Annotated in this window: 20 protein-coding genes and 1 pseudogene; 13 read left to right on the forward strand and 8 right to left on the reverse strand. The window is 41.1% G+C overall.

What is annotated here, in order from left to right; translation table 11 throughout:
* Positions 1-82 precede the first annotated feature (82 nt).
* Positions 83-2,404: an ATP-binding protein gene (locus CXF95_RS02060; protein WP_232787600.1), complete on the forward strand. Its 2,322-nt coding sequence runs from the start codon at positions 83-85 to the stop codon at positions 2,402-2,404.
* Between the two features lie 231 nt (positions 2,405-2,635).
* Here CXF95_RS02060 and CXF95_RS02065 read toward each other — a convergent pair whose 3' ends face one another.
* Positions 2,636-3,487 (reverse strand): sterol desaturase family protein, encoded by an 852-nt coding sequence (locus CXF95_RS02065; RefSeq protein ID WP_101197172.1) that lies wholly within the window; start codon positions 3,485-3,487, stop codon positions 2,636-2,638.
* Between the two features lie 77 nt (positions 3,488-3,564).
* Here CXF95_RS02065 and CXF95_RS02070 point away from each other — a divergent pair, with 77 nt between their 5' ends.
* Positions 3,565-4,227 (forward strand): Crp/Fnr family transcriptional regulator, encoded by a 663-nt coding sequence (locus CXF95_RS02070; RefSeq protein WP_101197173.1) that lies wholly within the window; start codon positions 3,565-3,567, stop codon positions 4,225-4,227.
* A gap of 208 nt (positions 4,228-4,435) precedes the next feature.
* On the opposite strand, the gene CXF95_RS02075 is transcribed toward CXF95_RS02070, so the two are convergent.
* The 3 genes from CXF95_RS02075 to CXF95_RS29435 all read right to left on the reverse strand — a co-directional run bounded on the left by CXF95_RS02075 (position 4,436) and on the right by CXF95_RS29435 (position 6,217).
* Positions 4,436-5,356 (reverse strand): SDR family NAD(P)-dependent oxidoreductase, encoded by a 921-nt coding sequence (locus CXF95_RS02075; protein WP_101197174.1) that lies wholly within the window; start codon positions 5,354-5,356, stop codon positions 4,436-4,438.
* 68 nt (positions 5,357-5,424) lie between these two features.
* On the reverse strand, positions 5,425-5,889 hold the full coding sequence (locus CXF95_RS02080; RefSeq protein ID WP_101197175.1) for a MaoC family dehydratase: 465 nt from the start codon (positions 5,887-5,889) through the stop codon (positions 5,425-5,427).
* 172 nt (positions 5,890-6,061) lie between these two features.
* Positions 6,062-6,217: a hypothetical protein gene (locus tag CXF95_RS29435; protein WP_157828044.1), complete on the reverse strand. Its 156-nt coding sequence runs from the start codon at positions 6,215-6,217 to the stop codon at positions 6,062-6,064.
* A gap of 128 nt (positions 6,218-6,345) precedes the next feature.
* On the opposite strand from CXF95_RS29435, the gene CXF95_RS02085 reads away from it, so the two are divergent.
* The 11 genes and pseudogenes from CXF95_RS02085 (at position 6,346) to CXF95_RS02130 (ending at position 17,257) form a co-directional block, all read left to right on the forward strand.
* A complete protein-coding gene (locus tag CXF95_RS02085; RefSeq protein WP_101197176.1) occupies positions 6,346-7,281 on the forward strand; it encodes a PEP-CTERM sorting domain-containing protein in 936 nt (311 codons plus the stop codon).
* A gap of 452 nt (positions 7,282-7,733) precedes the next feature.
* Positions 7,734-8,057 (forward strand): hypothetical protein, encoded by a 324-nt coding sequence (locus CXF95_RS30280; RefSeq protein WP_232787551.1) that lies wholly within the window; start codon positions 7,734-7,736, stop codon positions 8,055-8,057.
* The gene (gene tnpB, locus CXF95_RS02095) at positions 8,054-8,419 is read left to right on the forward strand and encodes an IS66 family insertion sequence element accessory protein TnpB (protein ID WP_101197177.1); all 366 of its coding nucleotides are present in this window, start codon (positions 8,054-8,056) and stop codon (positions 8,417-8,419) included. The genes CXF95_RS30280 and tnpB overlap by 4 nt, the downstream gene beginning before the upstream one ends.
* 35 nt (positions 8,420-8,454) lie before the next feature.
* Entirely contained in the window at positions 8,455-10,047 is a 1,593-nt protein-coding gene (locus CXF95_RS02100) for an IS66 family transposase (RefSeq protein WP_198556450.1), read from the forward strand.
* Positions 10,048-10,437: 390 nt separating this feature from the next.
* Positions 10,438-10,614 (forward strand): hypothetical protein, encoded by a 177-nt coding sequence (locus CXF95_RS29880; RefSeq protein WP_198556474.1) that lies wholly within the window; start codon positions 10,438-10,440, stop codon positions 10,612-10,614.
* 518 nt (positions 10,615-11,132) lie between these two features.
* Positions 11,133-11,890, forward strand: a pseudogene (locus tag CXF95_RS02105) (bacteriorhodopsin-like).
* A gap of 92 nt (positions 11,891-11,982) precedes the next feature.
* Entirely contained in the window at positions 11,983-12,840 is an 858-nt protein-coding gene (locus tag CXF95_RS02110; RefSeq protein ID WP_101197178.1) for a polyprenyl synthetase family protein, read from the forward strand.
* On the forward strand, positions 12,833-14,305 hold the full coding sequence (gene crtI / locus CXF95_RS02115; RefSeq protein WP_101197179.1) for a phytoene desaturase family protein: 1,473 nt from the start codon (positions 12,833-12,835) through the stop codon (positions 14,303-14,305). The genes CXF95_RS02110 and crtI overlap by 8 nt, the downstream gene beginning before the upstream one ends.
* Positions 14,306-14,308: 3 nt before the next feature.
* Complete coding sequence (locus CXF95_RS02120; protein ID WP_101197180.1) at positions 14,309-15,205, forward strand: phytoene/squalene synthase family protein; 897 nt, start codon at positions 14,309-14,311, stop codon at positions 15,203-15,205.
* A gap of 8 nt (positions 15,206-15,213) precedes the next feature.
* Complete coding sequence (locus CXF95_RS02125; protein WP_101197181.1) at positions 15,214-16,392, forward strand: lycopene cyclase family protein; 1,179 nt, start codon at positions 15,214-15,216, stop codon at positions 16,390-16,392.
* A complete protein-coding gene (locus CXF95_RS02130) occupies positions 16,385-17,257 on the forward strand; it encodes a Brp/Blh family beta-carotene 15,15'-dioxygenase (protein ID WP_101197182.1) in 873 nt (290 codons plus the stop codon). The genes CXF95_RS02125 and CXF95_RS02130 overlap by 8 nt, the downstream gene beginning before the upstream one ends.
* Here the strand turns inward: CXF95_RS02130 and idi are convergent.
* The 4 genes from idi to CXF95_RS02150 form a co-directional block, all read right to left on the reverse strand.
* On the reverse strand, positions 17,237-17,812 hold the full coding sequence (gene idi / locus CXF95_RS02135; protein WP_101197442.1) for an isopentenyl-diphosphate Delta-isomerase: 576 nt from the start codon (positions 17,810-17,812) through the stop codon (positions 17,237-17,239). The two genes, CXF95_RS02130 and idi, sit on opposite strands and share 21 nt — an antisense overlap.
* Positions 17,813-17,929: 117 nt before the next feature.
* Positions 17,930-19,555, reverse strand: a complete 1,626-nt coding sequence (locus CXF95_RS02140) for a GldG family protein (protein ID WP_101197183.1) — start codon at positions 19,553-19,555, stop codon at positions 17,930-17,932.
* Positions 19,556-20,266 (reverse strand): ABC-2 transporter permease, encoded by a 711-nt coding sequence (locus tag CXF95_RS02145; protein WP_101197184.1) that lies wholly within the window; start codon positions 20,264-20,266, stop codon positions 19,556-19,558.
* Positions 20,259-21,044 carry an ABC transporter ATP-binding protein gene (locus tag CXF95_RS02150; protein WP_101197185.1) on the reverse strand — a complete coding sequence of 262 codons (786 nt, stop codon included), beginning with the start codon at positions 21,042-21,044 and terminating at the stop codon, positions 20,259-20,261. The genes CXF95_RS02145 and CXF95_RS02150 overlap by 8 nt, the downstream gene beginning before the upstream one ends.
* Positions 21,045-21,271 lie beyond the last annotated feature (227 nt).

A 21,271-nucleotide genomic window follows, 5' to 3' on the forward strand; every position in this document is an offset into this window, starting at 1 on the left:
TTTTTTATTAGGCTGTTTATTTCTCTCATCCTGTAGCGATACATCTCAGCTTAAGTCCCCTCCCGTTGCTCGCCAAGGGGTCATGGATCTTTCCCAATGGAATTTTGAAAAAGATGGTGTTGTCAGACTTGACGGTGAATGGGGATTTCATTGGAAGCAATTATTGGCCCCGGACGCATTTTCCACGCTAGACATGCCCCAAAAACAAGACTTTGTGAAATTACCAAGTTCTTGGAACGGGTATCAAGTGAATGGTGAGACACTTGGTGGTGACGGTTATGCCACCTACCACCTGCGTATCATCACAAACAACCGCCACAACAAATTGATGTTTAGAACCAGCTGGATGGGCACGTCTTACAATTTGTTTGTTAACGGAAAACTGATCGCCTCCAATGGTGTTGTGGCAACAACACTCGAAACAATGACACCTGAATACTTGCCTCTAATGGCAAGCTATCAAGCTGACGGTGACTCACTGGATGTGGTGTTACAGGTCGCTAATTTCTTCCACACAGAAGGTGGTGCTTGGTATCCTATAGAAATAGGATTAGAGTCCCAGATAATAAATATAAGAGAAAGCCATCTTTCCGTTGACCTATTTTTATGCGGCGCTATTTTCATCATGGGCATATATTATTTAGGTCTCTATCTATACCGCAGGAAAGAGAAGTCATCGCTTATGTTCTCAATATTTTGCCTATTAATGGCATTTCGCTCACTGTTAACCGGCGAACTCTATCTACCCTCTATTTTCCCTGGTATAGAATGGAGCCTATTGGTTCAACTGGATTATCTTAGCTTTTATTTGGGCGTGCTATTTTTTGCAACATTCATCCATGTGCTATTTCCGAAGTTATATTCTCAGTATTTTTTAAATGGCTACATTGTTATTTGTATCCTATTTTCACTGACAGTTGTGGTTTTACCCGTCAATATATTTACCCAATATATTCCTATCTTTCGAATGCTTACTGTCATTTTCGCCTTATATACCACTTATATACTTATAGTGGCCGCTTTGAAAAAAACACCAGGCTCTATGACACTGTTAGCAGGTGGCGTTTTTCTATTTCTATCGATTATTAGCGACGTAATTTATCAGCAAGGTCTAGTCGACCATTATTTTTTCTTTAGCTCAGACCTTGGATATTTTGTTTTCATTTGTTCTCAATCATTAATACTTATGATGAGATACACCAATGCTTTTAACGAATCTGAACGATTATTAGCGTCGGTTAATCGAGCTGAAAGCGCAACGCTGGCGAAGTCGCAGTTTTTGGCAAAAATGAGCCATGAAATTCGCACCCCCTTGAATGGCATACTCGGGGTTGTGCAACTTATGGGAAAAACAAAACTGACACAACTTCAGGAAGGTTATCTAAAACTAGTGGGTGACTCCGGTGCGTCGCTTCTGAACATTATTAACGACATTCTCGATTTATCGAAAGTCGAAGCCGGTAAAATGACCTTAGAGGAAAGATCATTCAATCTAGAGACGTTAACCCAAGACGTGTTATCTCTTTATCGTGCCCAGGCAAGCCAGAAGTCGCTGGAACTATCTCTAGAGTATGATACGAATTTAGCCAAAGTTTTTATAGGAGATTCTATCCGTCTCAATCAGGTGCTACTGAACCTAACAAATAATGCCATCAAATTTACCGAGCAAGGCGCTGTCACCATTCAAATAAGGGGCACGACATTCACGGAAACTCACTCTGGGCTGGAAATAAAAGTTAAGGACAGTGGTATTGGTATCTTACCCAATGATTTGGAAACGCTGTTCGATTCATTTAAACAAGCTGACGAATCGACAACACGAAAATACGGTGGAACAGGATTGGGGTTGGCCATCAGCAAACAAATTATCGATCTGATGGGCGGAAGTATCAGAGCACAAAGTGAGCCACAAGTAGGTTCGACATTTATAGTGTCATTGAATCTGCAGCGTGATGAAAACGACCACCAAGAAGAATCCGCTGAACATGACGATGACGATAAAGGTGAAGAATTAACCACTAAAACCAAATTATTAGGCCACGTACTGGTGGTAGACGATAGCGATATTAATCGCATTATTGTGCAATACATGCTCGAAGGTTTTGGGCTCACCGTGGCGACTGCTGAAAACGGACAACAAGCCTTAGATCAAATTCAACACCAGCACTTCGCGATGATACTCATGGATTGCGAAATGCCAATAATGGACGGTTACCAAGCATCAAGAACCATTAGAAGTATACAATCACCCAAAGCGCACACACCTATTGTTGCCCTTACGGCAAATGCCTACGATGAAAACCGAAAAAAATGCGAGGCAGCAGGTATGGACGATTTTCTCAGTAAGCCCATTATGGAGGACGCGCTATTAGATATTTTAAAGAAATGGATGAAACACCAGTAACCTACCCCAAGGATCCTACTTAACCTGAACTCTGGTTACTTACCTTTTTGCTCCCAATGCATGCATTGGCAATGACTTTAAAACACAGTGTTAATAATTGATGGCGATGGGCTAATGTTTGTTCACAGAAGCCGTTATCCACTCGGCGACCATGTAACTTTGATAAATAATTATCCTTTCAAACATTCATGCAATAGCACAAATACGCCCCCTATTTTTATCGTTTTAACCCTAAGGTGGCGATGGTGACTGACGTTCAACATTTTGAGTTTCTTTGGCTGGACTTGGTTTTTTCGTTTTCACAATTGGCCAAAACAATTGTTCAGCCCATTCTGCTTTTCGCATCCCCTCAACCCCATAACTTAACGGGTACTGGCGGGTTATTTTGGCAGTGCCAAATAAGATATCCCAAAAGAAAAACATATTGCCGTAGTTTCCTTTGTAGTTAGTTGCTGGGTCGTCTTTACGTAACCCGTGGTGGCCGCTGTGCGTGGAAGGCGTAGATATAATTCGTTCTAGCAGCCACATAACTGGGTGTAACAACGGGATTTCATAGAGCGCTTTATCCCATTTCCATTCTGAGTGTGCCCCCATAATAATGGCTAGTTTGGCAACGACGTAAAAGGCGTAGGCCCAGCCTAAGCCCAAGTAAATTAATATGCCTGAAATCCATAAGGAAGGCATAAGCAGGTAATAAAAGAAGTTATTACGATATACAATTCTAATACTCATATATTTTGCATTATGGTGAGCTCGATGCAATTTATACAGCGGTATATAATTATGGCTGGTGCGATGCCACCAATATTGTGTCATGTCATCAAATATAATCAGCAGAGCGAATTGCAGCCATATGGAAGTGTCGCTTAACACCCCAGCAAATTGCGGCACAAGTAACGTGGCTAACCAAGCCGCGCTAAATAATATAAACGGTTGCGTAAAAGCGAATAACAGCACACTTCCCACTAATTCAACGATACCGTCTGCTTTGACTTCATTGCTTTTATTAAAGAAACTTGAGTGGCGTGCTTCAATTAATGCAAAAGCAACAAAAATACTGATAATTAATATTTGATAATTCATGGTCTATCCTTTGTTTACATTTCAACTTTATCAGCGGCATACTGAGTAGAATATATACAAGCATAGAATTGAGTGAAATGAACACATCAAATATGGTTAACGCAGCTATGTCAGAAGAATTACTGATGTTATGTGCTAAGTTTGCCCCCATCAAAGAGTACTCAGACAGGTGCACTATCCATAACCGCGGTGAATTAAAATCAGGGTTATCGATTATTTACTGTGGCCAGGTGAAAATTGGCAATTATGGGCTGGATGGTAAGTATCAGCATATGGCGACATTGTCGAAGGCAGATACTTTTGGTGAATTCACCTTGTTTAATAACCTTCCTCGAACTCATCATGCAATGGCAGTAGGAGCAACTAAAGTGATTCAAATGTCTGCCAGTCAATTTAGCCAATGTTCAAAAGAAACGCCTGAATTGAGCTCCTACTTACTTAGTTCAATGGGCCTTAAATTACATATAGCTCTGGAGCGTTTAGATGATATTCAACGTTTACCTACTTATATTCGATTGGCAAAAGTCTTATTGCAATACACAGATAAACAAGGCCATGTGGTTTTGCGCCAAAAGGATTTGGCGGAACAACTGGGGGTAACCGTATTGTGTTGTCATAAATCCATTAAGAAACTTGCTGCTCTATCATTTATAGAAACCTCCTACGGCGCCATTAACATCAAGAATGTGACAGATTTTACGCTGTGGTTAGAGGAAAAAATGAGTTTAGGGCAATTGTAAAAAGTTAACTGAAGGATACCTAACAAGGAGGTTAATTTAACCAACATCCTTTTATTTTTTTGATAAAAATCTACATCCTGCATGTAACCGATTGCCTATATACAAAGCAATACTCTTCGAGTTGTAAGTAAAACATGCCAGACATTTTGGCTCTGGCATGTTCATTATCAATCAATTTATGTTGTGCTCTGTTGTGTATTTAATTCCCTTACTCAGGGCTTAAATCAATACCCAATGAGGCAGCCGCTTTAGCGACATATTTATTAGTTTGCATCCAACCAGTTTTAAGTTCTTCTGCAGTACTTTGATCTTCAAGTGCATCCCAACTGGCTAATAAGTTTTCTGGGGTTTGTTGCTCTGGCGTTAAGTAAATACCGTCAGTTTCTTTAATGACTGCCCTGGCGTATCCCCCTGCCCCGCAGCCTAAAATAGTGCGATTAGGCGCATTTTGTGCCACTAAAGCTAACAAACCAGTAGTCACAGATTCTACTGTCATAAGTTCAAGTACACGTTTGTCTTTAATGAGTTCTTCTGTCATCGCTGTACGCGCTGTGGGTGATAAACAATTCACATAAATATTATTTTTTTGGCCTTCAATACATAAAGTGTTCATTAGGCCCACGACTGCCATTTTAGCAGCACCGTAATTTGCCTGACCAAAGTTACCGTATAATCCTGAAGATGAAGTGGTCATGACGATACGGCCATAATTTTGTTGCTTCATAATATCCCATACGGCCTTAGTGCAATTCGCCGACCCCATGAGGTGTACATCAACAACCAGTTTAAAGTCTTCAATGGGCATATTAGCAAAGGATTTATCTCTTAATATTCCAGCATTGTTGACTAAAATATCGATGCGGCCCCATTTTTCCATTACTTGCTCGACCATAGTCTGCACTTGTTGCATATTCGCAACATTGGCACCATTAGCCATCGCTTCACCACCCAACTTTTCAATTTCGGCTACTACGGCTAAAGCCCCCTCAGACATTGAACCCTCTGCTGCAGCCAAATCATTGACCACCACTTTTGCTCCTCTTGCTGCTAAAGCCAATGCGTGAGAGCGGCCTAAACCGGCACCTGCGCCTGTCACTATTGCTACCTGATTGTCGTATCTAATTGTCATAAGGTCCTCAAATTATAAATTGTGAATGTGAATCTAAATACGCCCTAGAATGACTGATTACTCGAGGCTTAGGGGTTAATGATGATCATAGTTAACCATTGTGCAGTGAGTGCCGGTTTGTCTACCGAATCGATTTCAATAGTTACATCCCAAGTAAGTAAAAATTGCCCAGGTCTTTTTTCAAGCATGTTGGCCAACACCATATGTCCGCGAATTTTGCTATTGACTTTGACAGGCTGTAAAAACCGAATTTTGTCAAAACCATAATTTAATCCCATCAGGGCATTTTCAATATTCACCCCAGCGTCATAGGCAACAGCTGACAACAAAGATAGAGATAAAAATCCATGGGCAATAGTGCTACCAAAAGGCGTTTCTTTTGCCTTCACAGGGTCGATATGAATAAACTGATGATCGTGAGTGGCATCGGCAAAAGTATCTATTTGCTCTTGAGTAATGGTAAACCATCGTGACACACCGGTTTTTTTGCCAATATAGTCAGTTAAGTGTTGTGCTTGCATTGTAAGTGCCATAGAAAAATCCTTTATCCGTCTGATTTTAGAAATGCTTAAAGCAAATTTTGATAGTGGGCTTTTTAACCCTCGCGTGTTGATTTAACCCAGCCTAAGCCGGTAGTTTTTTGCTCAAGCTGCCAAATTTTAGTTGGCACTTTAAAATGAGCAATCAAATCTGAAAGAAACCACTTTAGACTATAATCGTTAATTTCTTTAATACTTTTAATATAGGTAACTGCCCAAGACGCTTATCCAAACTAGGATCGGGTAAGGCGAACTCTGAAGTTTCAATAATTTGAGGGTGTTGATACACAGCAGATAATAATGCCTTTGATCCTGTCTCCATTTAAATAAACCCGTCTTCATCTAAACCTCTATTATTCCACTAATGCAGACAAGGATAAAAATAGTCACGTTGTGTTAATTGACTTTACTCGTTATTCTGATCCCAGAAAAATATCCAGAGACCTAACAATGAAACCATTCGTTACTGCTGCCGCATTTATTCTTATGCTTTTTCATGCTTGTGTAAGCGCCACAACGAGCGTGCTATTTATTGGGAATAGTTTTACATATGGCTACGGCTCTGCCGCCAAGTTCTATGCGGCAGACTCGGTAACCGATCTAAACAATGAGGGTATCGGTGGCGTACCTGCTCTTTTTAAGTCTTTCACTGAACAAGCGGGTCTTGATTATGATGTTTACCTCGAAACGAGGAGCGGCAGTGCACTCGACTTTCATTTAGAAAACAAGCTGGCTGTCATTGGCACTCAACCATGGGACCAGGTCGTGATGCATGGCTTTAGTACTTTGGATAGCAACAAACCAGGTGACCCGGCTCTGCTTGTTGAGACCACAGTGAAAATGTCAACATTTTTGCAGAAGCTGAATCCAAACGTAGAAGTATTCCTTACCGCAACCTGGTCCCGTGCAGATTTGGTTTATCAGGCTGACCGTCATTGGTCAGGCACACCTATAGAAAAAATGGCGTTAGACGTGCGCGCTGGATACGACAAAGCAGCAGCAGCCGCTCCCTCCGTTAAAGCCGTAAATGGTGTGGGTGAGGCATGGTCTCGCGCAATGGCACTAGGCATTGCCGATACTAATCCGTACGACGGTATCGAATTTGGAAAAGTTAGTCTGTGGTCTTGGGATTATTACCATGCCAGCGCCTATGGTTACTATCTTCAGGCTTTGGTGGTATTTGGTAATTTAACCGGGATGGATCCTCGTTCACTGGGTGACAATGAATGCTCTGGTTTCGAGCTTGGCATGTCACGCCATGAAGTCAACATGCTACAACAGGCTGCCTTTGAGCAGCTCGAGAGCGAGAATAAGGTGAAAGCTGCGCCGTTAATATTACCGAAATCGGTTTATCCAAAACATTGTGGCTTAAGTCAACCAGAATGACGGCAATACCCATTTTAATGTAATCCGCAGATACAACAAAATTTAGTCCAGTAATTCTAAATAATCTTTGTTAAACATTTCATTTACGGTCACCAAATTTATTTATCGACATGAAACAACTGTGTATTTGTTTTAAAGGTATTGCAATCGCATGTTGAAATTAAACACATCATCCTTGTATCAGCTATGCTCAGATGCACTGTGGTGTTGTGGGTAATAAAACATCATCTAATCACAACATCATTGTGGACGAATTTATGTCACTTATTCATAGCGTATTCTATTGGGATAAATAGACTATAAATGTCACCACAACCGTTCAAAAAAATCTAAGTGTAATGTTATACCCATCGGTGTTAGAGATATCGTAAGCGCTTAATAAACCTACGTCCTTATTCCGACGGGCAATCTGCTGCATAATTTCCTCATTACAAACGTATGAGGAAAACAAAGTGACCGCAACATCAAATTTAAAGCAGGAAGCTCCGCTGTGGCGTGAGCATGTGACTCAGTGGCGTGACTCAGGTTTAACCCAAGCTGCCTATTGTCGAGATCACGACCTGTGTCCACACAACTTCAGCTACCACAAACGCAAATACTCAACCGCACTGGTACCCATTAACCACAAACCCTCCGGTTTTGTCAGTGTGCAGCGATTACCTGAGCCGCAACATCATGATCCACTCTCATTGCACTTTACCAATGGTGTTCGTCTGATAGGTATCACGGCAAGTAACGTGTCAGTGGTTAAACAATTAGCCGAGTTGTTGTCGTGAGCAAAGTGATGCGTCCAGGTGTGGAGCTCACTCAGGTTTTTCTTTACCAACAGCCGATTGATTTTCGCAAGGCACACTTGGGATTATCTGCCATCATTGAATGTGAGTTGGGGCACGACCCCTTTGCCGGTCACCTTTATGCATTCACCAATAAACGGCGTAATAAAATCAAGTGTCTGTTCTGGGAAGATAATGGTTTTGTGTTGTATTACAAAAGCCTGTCAGAGGAAAAGTTCAAGTGGCCAAAGCGTGATGATAAGGTGATAACACTGACCGGGCAGCAAATTAATTGGCTGCTTGATGGCTATGATATCAGTGCCATGAAAGGTCATAAAAAGTTGCATTATGAGGCCGTTTTTTAAGGTAATCAATGCGCTAATTTGGTATACTTTACGGCATGAAATTAGCGCCGCAAGACACTGAAAATAAAGCAAAATTACATCTGGATGCGATGAGCCAGATGACCGCATTGCTGTCTGAAAAAGACGATGTCATCGAACAGAAAACGGATGTCATTGCCGAGCAAAAGAAACGAATAGCGATGCTTGAAGAGTACTTGCGGTTGGCCAACTCAAAACGTTTTGGCGCCAGCTCTGAGCAAACACCACCACAGCAAGGTCACCTGTTTAATGAAGTAGAAGCGGTGGCTGAGCCTGAGCCTGTCGACTCACCTTTACCTACAGGCAACGAGCCAAAGGCCAAAACCGGTCGCAAGCCACTGTCCGACAAATTGCCCCGCCTTCAGGTGTTCGCTTATTTGAGTGATGAAGAAAAAGTGGGTGCCATTGACACCTTCTTTGTCAAAGTCAGGGAAGAGCTGGATATCATTCCCGCTCAGGTACGTGTATTGGAATACATGCAGGAAAAAGCGACCTTCAAAACACAAGATGATGGCCGCACGGTGAAAGCCGCCCAGCTTATCAAACATCCTGTCCCCAAGGCCATGGGGAGCGTCAACCTGATGACCTATATCATTATTTCAAAATACGCCGATGGCATGCCGCTTTATCGACTTGAAAACATCATCAAACGTTATGGCGGTGAAATATCAAGGGCCACACTGGCCAACTGGGTGATTGCCCTGTCGAAACAAGCCCAACCTTTAATTAACCTACTCAGGGAGCATCAACATTCGGGCCCACTGATTTGTGCGGATGAAACCCGCATTCAAGTATTGAAAGAGCCAGATCGTTCGCCCACTTCACATAAATGGATGTGGGTAACCCTGGGCGGGTTACCGCAGCAACGAAGTGTCTTGTTTGAATACGATCCCTCCCGTGGCAGGGAGGTACCCTTGCGCCTGCTTGATGGGTTTACCCATGGCTACCTGCAAACCGATGGCTGTGCCAGTTATAACGAGGTATGCAGACAAAATCAGTTAATCTCGGTGGGTTGCTGGGATCATGCACGACGAAAATTCCGTGAAGCCAAAGATGGGCAACCCAGGGCAATGAAAGGCAAGGTAACCAAAGCGGATATGGCACTGAGCCTTATCAATAAGTTGTACGTGGTAGAGCGTCAAATCAAATTGCTAAGCGCGGATGAAATTTATCAGGCCAGGCAACAAAGAAGTGTGCCCATACTCAGCGAGCTGAAAACATGGCTGGAGCTCAATCGCCCCAGAGTCGACAAAGGAGGATTGACGGGCAAGGCGATGACCTATTTACATAATCAGTGGGAAAAGCTAATGGTTTACAGTACGGATGGTCGGCTGAGGCTCAGCAATATTCTGGCTGAAAATGCCATTCGTCCCTTTGCTGTTGGTAGGCGCGCCTGGTTATTTGCCGATACCCCAGCAGGCGCTAATGCCAGTGCAATCCATTATAGCCTGATTGAGTCAGCCAAAATTCATGAGCTTGAACCTTACGCTTATCTCAATGCCGTGTTCAAGGCGTTACCCTATGCTGACACGGTTGAAAAGATCGAAGACCTCCTGCCATGGAATTTCAAAAATTCAAAACCCAGTTGGCTACCCCCGCACGTTCAATAGCGCTTACTGTGAACTGTTAGATTATGACAAGGATATTTATACTTGGAAAGTACGTCGGTTTATTAAGCGCTTACGAGATATCTCACTAGTCCATGAAATTTCAAGCGGTTGTATTTTAGACACCTACAATACAGGGAAATTTGAGCGAGTGGAAAGACTTCATATTGAAGATTTTAAGTAGTAATAATTGGTATATTAGTAAGTACTGAATGGCAAATACATAAAATATAACCAATAAGGTTGATTGCAGGATTTATCATGGGGTCCTGGTATTTTCATCGGAAATTATTCGCTATAAGTCGCCTTAGCTAATTGCAAATAGTATTGAGCCATAATATGTTATTCAACGTAAACATTTTGAATTCTAATTTAAGTCGAGGTACATGATTTATGAGTAAACCAATGAAACTATTTACTACACTGGGTCTGTTTGCGGGGATTGCAATTATTGTATATATTGCGGGCGAATTAGCTTTATCTGACTCCCCTCTAATTGCACTGGTGCCGGTTGGATTGTTGCTGTTGATTATCATACTTTATATTCGGGTAAAGGATAAAAAAAATTGAGGACTTAAGTCCTCAATTTTTAAATTTTTATACTAATAAACGGGTTATAGTATAGTTCTATTAACTCGGCTAGACCCCATCTGGGTACTGCTACGTTGATGTACATTCACATAATCTATGTGCTGTTCTAGTGTTTGAACGCTTTTTTTAACCGCTATAAAAAGCATTAAACATCAACTTAGGTAATATTTATTACGTTTAAATCCACAACAAACTCTTTTTGATTTTTCCCATTGAATATATTTCCATCCATTACGACTGAGTAGAAGCTCATCCTCCTCAGAATAAAAATATCAGCACGCAAAACGTTGTTATTACTCAGAAATTCAAATATCAAATCATGTAAAATATTTGTAAAAAAAGTGAACCCTCTAGTAATTTCAAGAGTACCTGTTTTGCTACTAATGTATTAATCAAGTAGAAATATAATTTTAATCCACAAAAAGAGAAATTACATGATGACTAATAACATCTTTGATAAAGGTAAAGGTTTTTCGTTAAGTCTTGCTAGCTTTAAAGTGAAAACGGTTCTGACCTTATTGTTCTTATTCTTGCTACCTACCTTTGCACATGCCGCAGCGAATCTTGCATCCGACGATTTGTTGGTATTTCGTTCTGGCTAATATCTATGGCGCTAATGGCGTCCACAGTCTTTTTCCTTTGGGAAACGCAAGGGGTAACAGCCAAATGGAAAACATCGCTGGTTGTATCGGCGTTAGTGACTTTTATTGCCGCGGTCCACTATTTTTATATGCGTGATGTGTGGGTTGCTACGCAATCAACACCCACAGTATATCGATACATAGATTGGTTATTGACAGTTCCATTATTAATGATTGAATTTTATCTCATTTTACGTGCTATCGGTGTTGCGTCTGCAGGGATTTTCTGGCGCTTATTAATAGGTACGTTAGTAATGCTGATACCAGGTTACATGGCTGAAGCGGGTTACTTAAACATTACGGTAGGATTTGTCATTGGTATGGCGGGTTGGTTCTACATCCTCTACGAAATATTTCTTGGAGAAGCGGGTAAAGCAGCCGAAGCAACCGCAAGTGAGGCAGTAAAGTATGCATACAAAGCGATGCGTTGGATTGTAACTGTAGGCTGGGCAATTTATCCAATTGGTTATGTCCTTGGCTATATGACAGGAACTGCCGACCAAGAAACTCTGAATATCGTATATAATTTAGCTGACTTGGTTAACAAAATCGCGTTTGGATTACTGATTTGGTACGCTGCAACTAGCGAAAGCCAAGCGTTAACAGAAAAATAAACTCGAATAATTACCTATAATAATTATTGTACTTGTGGGTTTGCAATTTCGTTAAGAGGTTGCAAACTCAATTACACATACGAGTAATATTTATGATTCAAACCGAAGTAAATATGCAATGCCAATCTTCATTCTTATTGAAGCAGTGTGAAGAAGACATGCTTTTTCGATTAAAAGGCAATGAACCTTCATGTTTTCATTTGGCAAGTGGTGGAAGTAGAACCCGCGCAAAATTATGTATCGAAGCCGGTTTAGCACTTCAGCTACCAACAAAAACAATTGTAGCTTTGGCCTGTGCTATTGAATTACTTCACAATGCCTCACTCGTTCATGACGATTTACAAGATGCTGATACCACTCGTCGGGGACGACAATCAGTATGGAAAAAATTCGGCAAGTCTCACGCAGTTTGTGCAGGCGATGTGATGATTTCCGCGGCATTTGGTTCGTTAGCTAATGTAGAGTCTTATAGTTCATTACCTTCTCTATTGACTCAGATTCAAGAGGCTGTTTCGCTAACAGTTAAAGGACAGTCCAGAGACCTTGATGCTCAGACAACAATAACTGAGCACGAGTACGAAGACATAGCCGCAATGAAGTCAGGTCCGTTAATCCAACTGACATTATCTTTGCCACTCATCGCTGCTGGCTACGATGACCATATCAAAACAGTTAATGATGCACTTAACAAGTTCTCAATCGCCTATCAGATACTTGATGACCTAGATGATTGGCAACAAGACCTACAAAGAGAACAGCTTAATATAGTGAATCTATTGGTATCCCGTTATTCCTTAGTAGAATCTATAACTATTGCTCGCAATCGTGTTCATTATTTATTGAACCGTTGTCAAAGACAACTTAACGTACTCCCCTCTAACTGCGCAGCATCAGTTATTACCGCTACTCACAACTTATTAGCAAAAGCCAAGGCAGACTTAAATGAATAAAGCCGTTGTTATCGGAGCTGGCTTCGGTGGAATAGCCTCTGCACTTCGCTTAAGAGCTAAAGGTTATGAGGTTGTGATTATTGATCAACGTGAAAAACTAGGAGGGCGTGCTCAACAATTTAATAAAGAAGGCTTTATTTTTGATGCGGGGCCGACGGTAGTCACTGCACCCTTTTTATTTGAAGAACTATTTTCACTGTTTAATAAACAGATGAAGGATTACATAGACCTAGTCCCAGTAGAGCCTTGGTACCGTTTTGTTTATCCAGACGGAAGTCATTTTGACTACGGTGGCACCATAGAAGAAACATTAGCTCGTATAGCTGAAATTGAGCCTGAAGATCAAGCTGGATATCGTTCACTTCTGGCACAATCCGAAGCCATATTTGATGTCGGATTTACTCAATTATCAGATAAACCTTTTCACAAATTTTCTACCATGATTGCTCAGGTACCGGCACTCATTCGCCTCAAGTGTTATCGCACTGTTTGGCAAATGGTCTGTGCTCATTTAAAAAGTGATAAGTTGCGTCAAGCCTTTTCAATTCAGCCATTGTTAGTAGGCGGAAATCCATTTGCAACAACCAGTATTTATAGTCTTATTCATTATTTAGAGCGCAAGTGGGGAGTTCACTTTGCAATGGGAGGCACGGGTGCCCTAGTTGATGGATTAGCTGAACTTATGAAAGAGCAAGGTATACAAATAAAGCTCAACACCAAAGTATCTGAATTAAGTATTCATGATAATCGTGTTACTGAAGTACACACTGACACTGGCTCTTTTTCATGCGACAAACTGGTATCTAACATAGATCCCAAATATCTGTATCGGCATCTTATACCCAGTCAGAATCAAACCATTAGTGCAAAAATTAAAACTAAACATGCCAAATTATCGATGGGGCTTTTTGTTTTATATTTTGGCACAACAAAACAATACCCAGACATAGTGCATCACACGATTTGGTTAGGAAAACGCTATAAAGCTCTTTTAAGCGATATTTTTGATAAAAAAGTATTGGCCGATGATTTTTCTTTATATCTACATCGACCTACAGCCACCGACCCCAACATGGCACCCAAAGGATGTGACTCCTTCTACGTACTGGCACCCGTTCCTAATAACTTGTCAGAAATTGACTGGCCTAAACAAGAAAAAGACTATGGAGACAGGATTATCAAAGCATTGGAACAGACCATTATGCCTGAACTTTCTTCGCATATAGTGCACCGTTTTGCTAAAACGCCAAATGACTTCGAGCAAGACTACTGCAGTGTTGAGGGAAGCGGATTTTCGATTGCTCCAACCTTCCAGCAGTCAGCTTGGTTTAGATTTCATAATAAAGCAGAAGGTCCAGAAAATTTGTATTTGTGCGGTGCCGGAACACATCCAGGAGCAGGCCTACCAGGCGTATTATCTTCAGCAAAAGTAATAGATCGACTTATTGATAAAGTTCAAACCTAAACAATGAATGATGACCCGACAGAGCTACTAAAAAAGCATGGTAAGACATTTAACTTCGCACGCCTGTTTTTAGGCTCAAAAACCGGTCTTGCCGCAGCGCGTTTGTATCGATTTTGTCGAATAGTCGACGATATAGCTGATGAAAGTCCAGACCCTGAAATTGCCAAGGTAAAGCTTAATGAACTGAAGGAGTCGATAACACAGAACACGGCGGTTCATCCTGTAGTAGAAGACTTTCTTAGATTATGTGAAGAATACCAGATTGAAAGAAATCACGGCATCACACTGATAAATGGTGTCAGCCAAGATCTTAATCTTGTTGCTTTGCCTTCTACGGAAACATTAATCCAATATGCGTATCAAGTGGCGGGTGTGGTTGGTTTGATGATGGCGCCCATATTGGGTGCCAAAAAAGTCGGCTATCCCTTTGCTATTGATTTAGGGATCGGTATGCAACTCACAAATATTGCCAGAGATGTGCTGGAAGATGCTCAAATGGGACGCCGTTATCTGCCTGGTGAATGGGTCAACACACTATCATCATCACAAATTGCGTTGGCAAGTTTTGAACACAGAGAACAGGTACAAGATGCTATAAAGGTTTTATTGAAGCTGGCTGAAGAATATTATCAAAGTGGATTGGCTGGACTCTATTATCTCCCGCCCCGCAACAGGCAAGCAATTGCAGTAGCCGCTTATGTCTATCGGGATATTGGCAGAAAGTTGTTGAAAAATGATTGCCGTTACTGGCTTGGCAGAGTGGTTGTATCAAAACCAAAAAAAACATTCTTAGCTAGCCAAGCGCTTTGGCATTTAAATATAGCCGTTATTCCACGCCATGAAACTGCTCATCAAGACGAATTGCATAGTCATCTGCAATTCGACATTTTGAACAAGTAACCAGCGCAATGTCCTATGACTATGATTTAATCATCATTGGAGCAGGCGCTGCTGGCCTGTCTCTGCTCTTAGCCCTCGATGAAACAAAATATACTCAATCAGTCAAACTGGTTGAACGAAGTTCTGGCCCTCAGAACGACCGAATTTGGAGCTTTTGGAATAACGATTCAGTTCCAGATTACCTCAAGGCAATCATTACGCGCGAGTGGCAAACATGGACGATTTCAGCAGATGACTGTTGTTATTCGATGTCCGATGCGTATCATCGATACTGCTCCATTAGGTCTGAATCACTGACAAAATTAGTACTTGAGCGGATGCAAACAAAAGCCCACTTTAATATTGAATTTGATTGTGACGTTGTGTCTGTGGATTCAGTTAATGACCATGCATTGGTGACGACTCAGAGTGGCCAGTTAACTGCACGATGGGTTGTTGACACCCGCCCTCCTCCATTAAAAACACATCATAATGGACTCCTTCAGTGCTTCTACGGTGAAGAGATTGTTACCGAAGGTGAGGTGTTTAATCCTTCTTCTGTCAAACTAATGCAACAGTTGGCAAGCTCAGAATTGGGGATAGAATTTATATATATTTTACCTTTCAGTGCAAATCACGCGTTAGTTGAGTTTACCTGTTTCAGTCCAACTGTCTTAGAGCGCTCAGTTTTACAAGCTCGCCTTAAAACTAGAATGCGGGAAATAGTAGGCTCGCAAACATATAAGATTGAGCGTAAGGAATGCGCAGTGTTACCTATGTATTATGTTAATGAAAATACTAATAATAAAAACCAACATCTTATCTATGCTGGGATAGCGGGTGGCGCAATGAGAGCATCAACTGGATACAGTTTTCTAGCATGCCAAAGATGGGCTAAGCAGTGTGCTTGTGAGTTAAAATCTAAACAGTCATTATCTGCATCAACTGCTTTGTCATCATTCACACCAATCGGCACCGTTTATCAAAAGATGGATAAGCTGATGTTAACGGTGTTAAGAAATGACATGAGCATAGGTGTGACTCTTTTTGTGCAGATGTTTAAAAAGGTTAAGCCAGCACGTTTTGCGCGATTTATGACAGAACAAGCGACTATTTTTGATTTCATTTGTGTTATTTGGGCCATGCCAAAACGTGCATTTTTTCGCGCTTTATTGTCCCGAGAGAAATTGAGTGACACGGGTGAGTAAATTACGCTACACCCAGTTTTATATCAGCGTTTGCACCTTAGCGTTCCTTGCCACACTGGCCAATATAAATATGGCATCGGACAATTTAATTATTGTATTAGCGCTGGCCGTAACCTTTTTAGGATTGCCGCATGGAGCTCTCGATTTTGCTGTCGCAAAATCATTAAATCTTGTGACGTCTGTCTCATCGGCTATCCGATTTGTGACTATTTATAGCGCAATAGCAGCATTATCTATCATTTTTTGGATTTGGATGCCTGATATAGCGTTAGTGTTATTTTTGTGTATATCGGTATTTCACTTTTCTGCCGACTGGCGAGTTACTATGCCGTTTTTATCACGTGTGGGCTTGGCTAGTACTCTACTGAGTGGCCCTTCCGTTTTATACTCTGCAACTCTTACCGATCTTTTCACTGCCTTATTATTAACAACCCAAGCCGCTAATTGGGTCATTCAAGGTATGCAGATAACGTTTTATGTTGGGCTCTGTGTTTTTATATACAGTGTCATTCAGTTATCGATGCGCAGAAAAAATCCCAGTGTATGGCAATACTCAGAGTGGCTGACACTACTTTTGAGTAGTATTATTTTGAGTCCGTTACTTCACTTTGGGCTCTACTTTTGCTTATTACATTCACCAAAACACCTTATGGATGTCGGGGTAAAATTACATGTGAGTGTAAAGCGTGCAATCGCTATTAGCCTACCATTTGTAATATTAACGATTCTTTTAGCGGCAGGTTTGTATGAATTGTTCGCTTCTAGTGAGTTAAATGTTGATTTGCTTCGTTGGATTTTTATTGGTCTGTTTGGTTTAACCATGTCGCATATGTTGTTAATTCACTTATGGCACAGCGCAGACTGAAAGCATTTGTTGGGGAATATTGTGTCTTGTATGCTCAAATACTTTTGGAAACCACGCAGCAAAAGTATTAGGGTTGTTGAAAAGCTGCTGTAAAACTTCCTGCTCACTCCACCAGCGCACCTCCATGACCTCATCAGAGTTTTGCTGCCAATGAACACTGTCCACTTCAGTTACCAGTATTTTATCTAACTCATGTTCAATCATATTATTGTCGAGCTGATACTTATATTGGATCTGACCTATGTGCGACATACTTAAAAACTCACTGATACCCAGTTCTTCTGATACACGTCTCCTTGCCGCATCTTGTATGTTTTCGTCTGGCAAAGGATGTGAACAACAGGTGTTAGCCCAAAGTCCACCACTGTGATACTTATGCAGAGCACGCCTTTGAAGTAGATATTCTACACAATGATTTTTACGACGAATTATCATCAAGGAAAAGGCCAAGTGGAGATCTCCACGAAAATGAGCCAACATTTTTTCTGCGTAGCCTGTAATTTTGCCTGTGTTGTCAACGAGGGCAACAAGTATTTCGGAGTTTTTGATTCTCATACAACTAAAACAGAGTTCGATACAAAAAAGATCAGTGTCTGCGAGCTTTATATGGAAATAGCTGTGTTTTAAAATAGATCGTAAAAAAATCTCTAAACGTGACTTCAAATGATCAGGTTATCGACTTACCTTAGTCCTTAACCATACCACCAGCCCTGCAATAACAAACAAAAATGGCAGTAAAAACAATATCACTATGACTTGGCGTTTCTGTTTACTGGTTAAATCTAAGCGTTCAACTTTTATCTCTTTAGCGCTGACATAAGTTTTGTAGTCAAGTTCTGCTAACCAGTTAACTATGTTGAGTCCCATCTGAGCGTTGCTATATTGATTAATGTAAACGTTGCTTAAGAAATCCGCGTCGGTGAACACTATCAGTCGGGTATCTAATGATTGATTACTTGGTGGCGCTGCATCTTTCTCTTCAATCACTACGTAAGCAAATGGCACCGGCCCGGCAGTATCGGTATTTGGATCAAATTGAATATCTAAGGTTCTGTTGGTTTCTGCCCAACTGTTTTCGGTTGATGCCGTTGAGACTATGACCGCCTGTTTAATGCTTGCACGACGCTGGGGTAAAACACGAATTGAGCGTGGGCGCACGTAAAAGGTGTAGTCCAAACCTTCGGTTAATGCCTTATGGCGCCCATAGTTTTTAGTCGCAGGGCTGCCAACATCATCACCAATATGGTTGGTAACATCGACCACAATGTCAGACTGAACATCTAGTCCCCATTGATTAAGAATGGCATTTAAGCTTGGGTTTTGTTGAAGTTGATCTATGCTCAACGGCTTGTCTGGAGTGGTAACCACAGTGTGCTCGATTAAAAATAATGCATCACCTCCCTTGGTTAAATAATCACTAATAAGGGTTTCTTCACTTGGCGTTAAGGCATTTTTGGGGCCGGCAATAATCAACACATCACAATCCGCCGGAATAGACTGGGTGATACCCAACATCAGTGTTTTGCTGGTCATGTTGTTGTCGGCTAACAATTGTTTGAATTTAGATAAACCGGCGTATTCCTGGTTTGAACTCGAATACTCACCATGCCCCGTCAGAAAATAAACCTTCCTTGGGGCGCGGCTAACACTGGCTATTGCATTGGTGAGTTTATCTTCTGACAACGCACTTAGGCTAAAATCAACATCTTTACGGTTAGCGCCAGATTGAACAATCACTTTTCGCTCATCAGCATTGATTGCATTCCCAAATTTTGCGGCATATGCAATCTGTTCAATAGGGTCGATAATTTCGGTTTTGATGACACCAGCGGACACTCGTTCATATTCTTTGAATAAATCTAGTAGGTACTTAGGTGGCATGCCTTCATGAAAGGCCGTTAACTGCAGCTCATTGGTCAAAGTGCTGACATACTCGATGGTATGGTTAGATAAGGTATGTTGTTTATCTTGGGTGACATCCCATCTGACGTTTGAGTGACTGGCCAAATAATGACTTATCCCAATAAACGCAATGCTAGCTGTGAAGATGCAAAAAACGATGACCAACTTCTTCCATCGTTTGAAGCTAAAAAGTGTTACCCATCCAGTCGATGCATCTTGTCCAACACTCTGCTTGATAATCAAACTCAGCAGCACCAAAAATGCAATGCCCCCAATTGCAGCAAGTGCACTTGCCAAATAACTAAATTGTTGTTCGATATAAAAAAGCGATAATCCAAGGATGAGGCTTAAGATTGATAAACCGCAAAACACAGGTAAAAGGCTACGATGATTCATTTAGTGCCACAACCTATTGTCGATACTCAGCCGTGTTAAGACTAAACACAGTAAAATACCGGCTAAATAATAAACCACATCACTAGGGGTAATGATGCCTATTGCGAAGTTTTCTAAGTGGGTATGTGTACTAAGCTGAATCAGAAAATGCTCAGCAGAGCCACTCACATATTGAGTAAAACTGGTGGCAAAGTAGAGTGAAAATAAAATCAAATAGGACACCATAGCGGCAATGATTTGGTTCGATGTCCAAGATGAAGCCAGTAAACCAACGGCAATAAAAAAGGCACCTTCTAACCAAATCCCTAGATATCCCGTTAACATACTGGATGGGTCGGGATCACCAAAATATTCAACGATTAAGTAGTAAGTACCCGTCAGGCCAATTAACAAGGTGAAGAAAATAAGCATACTAAAATATTTACCTAACACAATCATGGTAAGGGTTAAAGGAGCCGTGAGTAAAAATTCCATGGTGCCATTTGATTTTTCTTCAGAAAATAATCTCATGGTTAATAGCGGGATAAAAAACACCAACATAAACTCCATCAGTTGAAAAACATCCCGCAGGGATACTTCACGGTTTTGATCGATGATCAGAAAAAAGAAGATGTTAAACAAAGACAGCATCACAATTAAAATAATGTAGGCAATCGGCGAGCTAAAAAAGCTGTGTAATTCCTTTTTTGTTAAAGCAAAAATTTTATCCATGAGACACCTGATGTGTTGTTTCTGGTGTTTGTGGAGTATTTTCTGATGTCTGGGGTTGATGATGGTTGATGAAAACCTGTTCTAACGATAAAGGCTGTGATTGACTTGGATCTGTCCCTTTTAATAAGTCATCTAAAGGGGCATCAAGCACTATTCGCCCCGACTTAATCATTAATACCCGTTGAGCGACTTGCTCAATTTCAGTTAAAGTATGGGTGCTTAACAGAACCGTTCTCTGGTCTTGTTGATGCTTGATCAAGGCCAATACTTGTTGAATTTGCATGGGGTCAAGACCGCTAGTGGGTTCATCTAAAATGAGCAACTTAGGTTCGTGAATAATAGCTTGGGCGATGCCAACACGTTGCTTATACCCTTTAGATAAAGTGGCAATGGTTTTTAGTTTAACCTGCTCCAAGTCACATTCTTGCAATACTTTAGCAAGCTGAAATTTGCGTTTATGCTTGGGTACCCCTTTTATTTCGGCCGCAAACTTTAGGTAATACTGCACTGTCATATCGCCATACAGCGGTGGTTTCTCTGGTAAATAGCCGATTTTTTGCCGAATGGTCAATGAATGTTTATTCATATCATCACCATCAATGGTGACCGTGCCAGATGACGGGGTAATAAATGAGGTCAAAATACGCATCAAGGTGGTTTTCCCAGCGCCATTTTTTCCTAAAAGGCCGACAATATCCCCTTTATTCATTTCAAAGGAAACCTTGTCTAATGCTTGAAATGAACCGAAATTTTTACTGATGTGTTTAACAATCAACAATGAAAGTGCCCTTCCCAAATGAATACTAGATTAACCTATTACCTTCCCATTATTACCCTTTTGCTACCCGGGTTCGCAGCCGATGTAGATTCTGCTGCTTAAGCACTTTAATTGCAAAGGGCTTATAGAAAAAGTTAACTCTCAGACAAAGGTTAGGTTAGTTAACTTTTCTTTGCGTGAATTGGGTATGATGTTTAAAACAATCTTAAAGTTTCAAACATGTTGTG

This window comes from Paraglaciecola sp. MB-3u-78, from assembly GCF_002835935.1.
Lineage (GTDB): Bacteria > Pseudomonadota > Gammaproteobacteria > Enterobacterales > Alteromonadaceae > Paraglaciecola.

What these genes read in the sequence shown, in the direction of transcription:
- CXF95_RS02060 (WP_232787600.1), top strand. Translation starts at nt 83, where the DNA reads ATGGATCTTTCCCAATGGAATTTTGAAAAAGATGGTGTTGTCAGACTT.
- CXF95_RS02065 (WP_101197172.1), bottom strand. Translation starts at nt 3,487, where the DNA reads ATGAATTATCAAATATTAATTATCAGTATTTTTGTTGCTTTTGCATTA.
- CXF95_RS02070 (WP_101197173.1), top strand. Translation starts at nt 3,565, where the DNA reads ATGAACACATCAAATATGGTTAACGCAGCTATGTCAGAAGAATTACTG.
- CXF95_RS02075 (WP_101197174.1), bottom strand. Translation starts at nt 5,356, where the DNA reads ATGACAATTAGATACGACAATCAGGTAGCAATAGTGACAGGCGCAGGT.
- CXF95_RS02080 (WP_101197175.1), bottom strand. Translation starts at nt 5,889, where the DNA reads ATGGCACTTACAATGCAAGCACAACACTTAACTGACTATATTGGCAAA.
- CXF95_RS29435 (WP_157828044.1), bottom strand. Translation starts at nt 6,217, where the DNA reads ATGGAGACAGGATCAAAGGCATTATTATCTGCTGTGTATCAACACCCT.
- CXF95_RS02085 (WP_101197176.1), top strand. Translation starts at nt 6,346, where the DNA reads ATGAAACCATTCGTTACTGCTGCCGCATTTATTCTTATGCTTTTTCAT.
- CXF95_RS02100 (WP_198556450.1), top strand. Translation starts at nt 8,455, where the DNA reads ATGAAATTAGCGCCGCAAGACACTGAAAATAAAGCAAAATTACATCTG.
- CXF95_RS29880 (WP_198556474.1), top strand. Translation starts at nt 10,438, where the DNA reads ATGAGTAAACCAATGAAACTATTTACTACACTGGGTCTGTTTGCGGGG.
- CXF95_RS02110 (WP_101197178.1), top strand. Translation starts at nt 11,983, where the DNA reads ATGATTCAAACCGAAGTAAATATGCAATGCCAATCTTCATTCTTATTG.
- crtI (WP_101197179.1), top strand. Translation starts at nt 12,833, where the DNA reads ATGAATAAAGCCGTTGTTATCGGAGCTGGCTTCGGTGGAATAGCCTCT.
- CXF95_RS02120 (WP_101197180.1), top strand. Translation starts at nt 14,309, where the DNA reads ATGAATGATGACCCGACAGAGCTACTAAAAAAGCATGGTAAGACATTT.
- CXF95_RS02125 (WP_101197181.1), top strand. Translation starts at nt 15,214, where the DNA reads ATGTCCTATGACTATGATTTAATCATCATTGGAGCAGGCGCTGCTGGC.
- idi (WP_101197442.1), bottom strand. Translation starts at nt 17,812, where the DNA reads ATGAGAATCAAAAACTCCGAAATACTTGTTGCCCTCGTTGACAACACA.
- CXF95_RS02140 (WP_101197183.1), bottom strand. Translation starts at nt 19,555, where the DNA reads ATGAATCATCGTAGCCTTTTACCTGTGTTTTGCGGTTTATCAATCTTA.
- CXF95_RS02145 (WP_101197184.1), bottom strand. Translation starts at nt 20,266, where the DNA reads ATGGATAAAATTTTTGCTTTAACAAAAAAGGAATTACACAGCTTTTTT.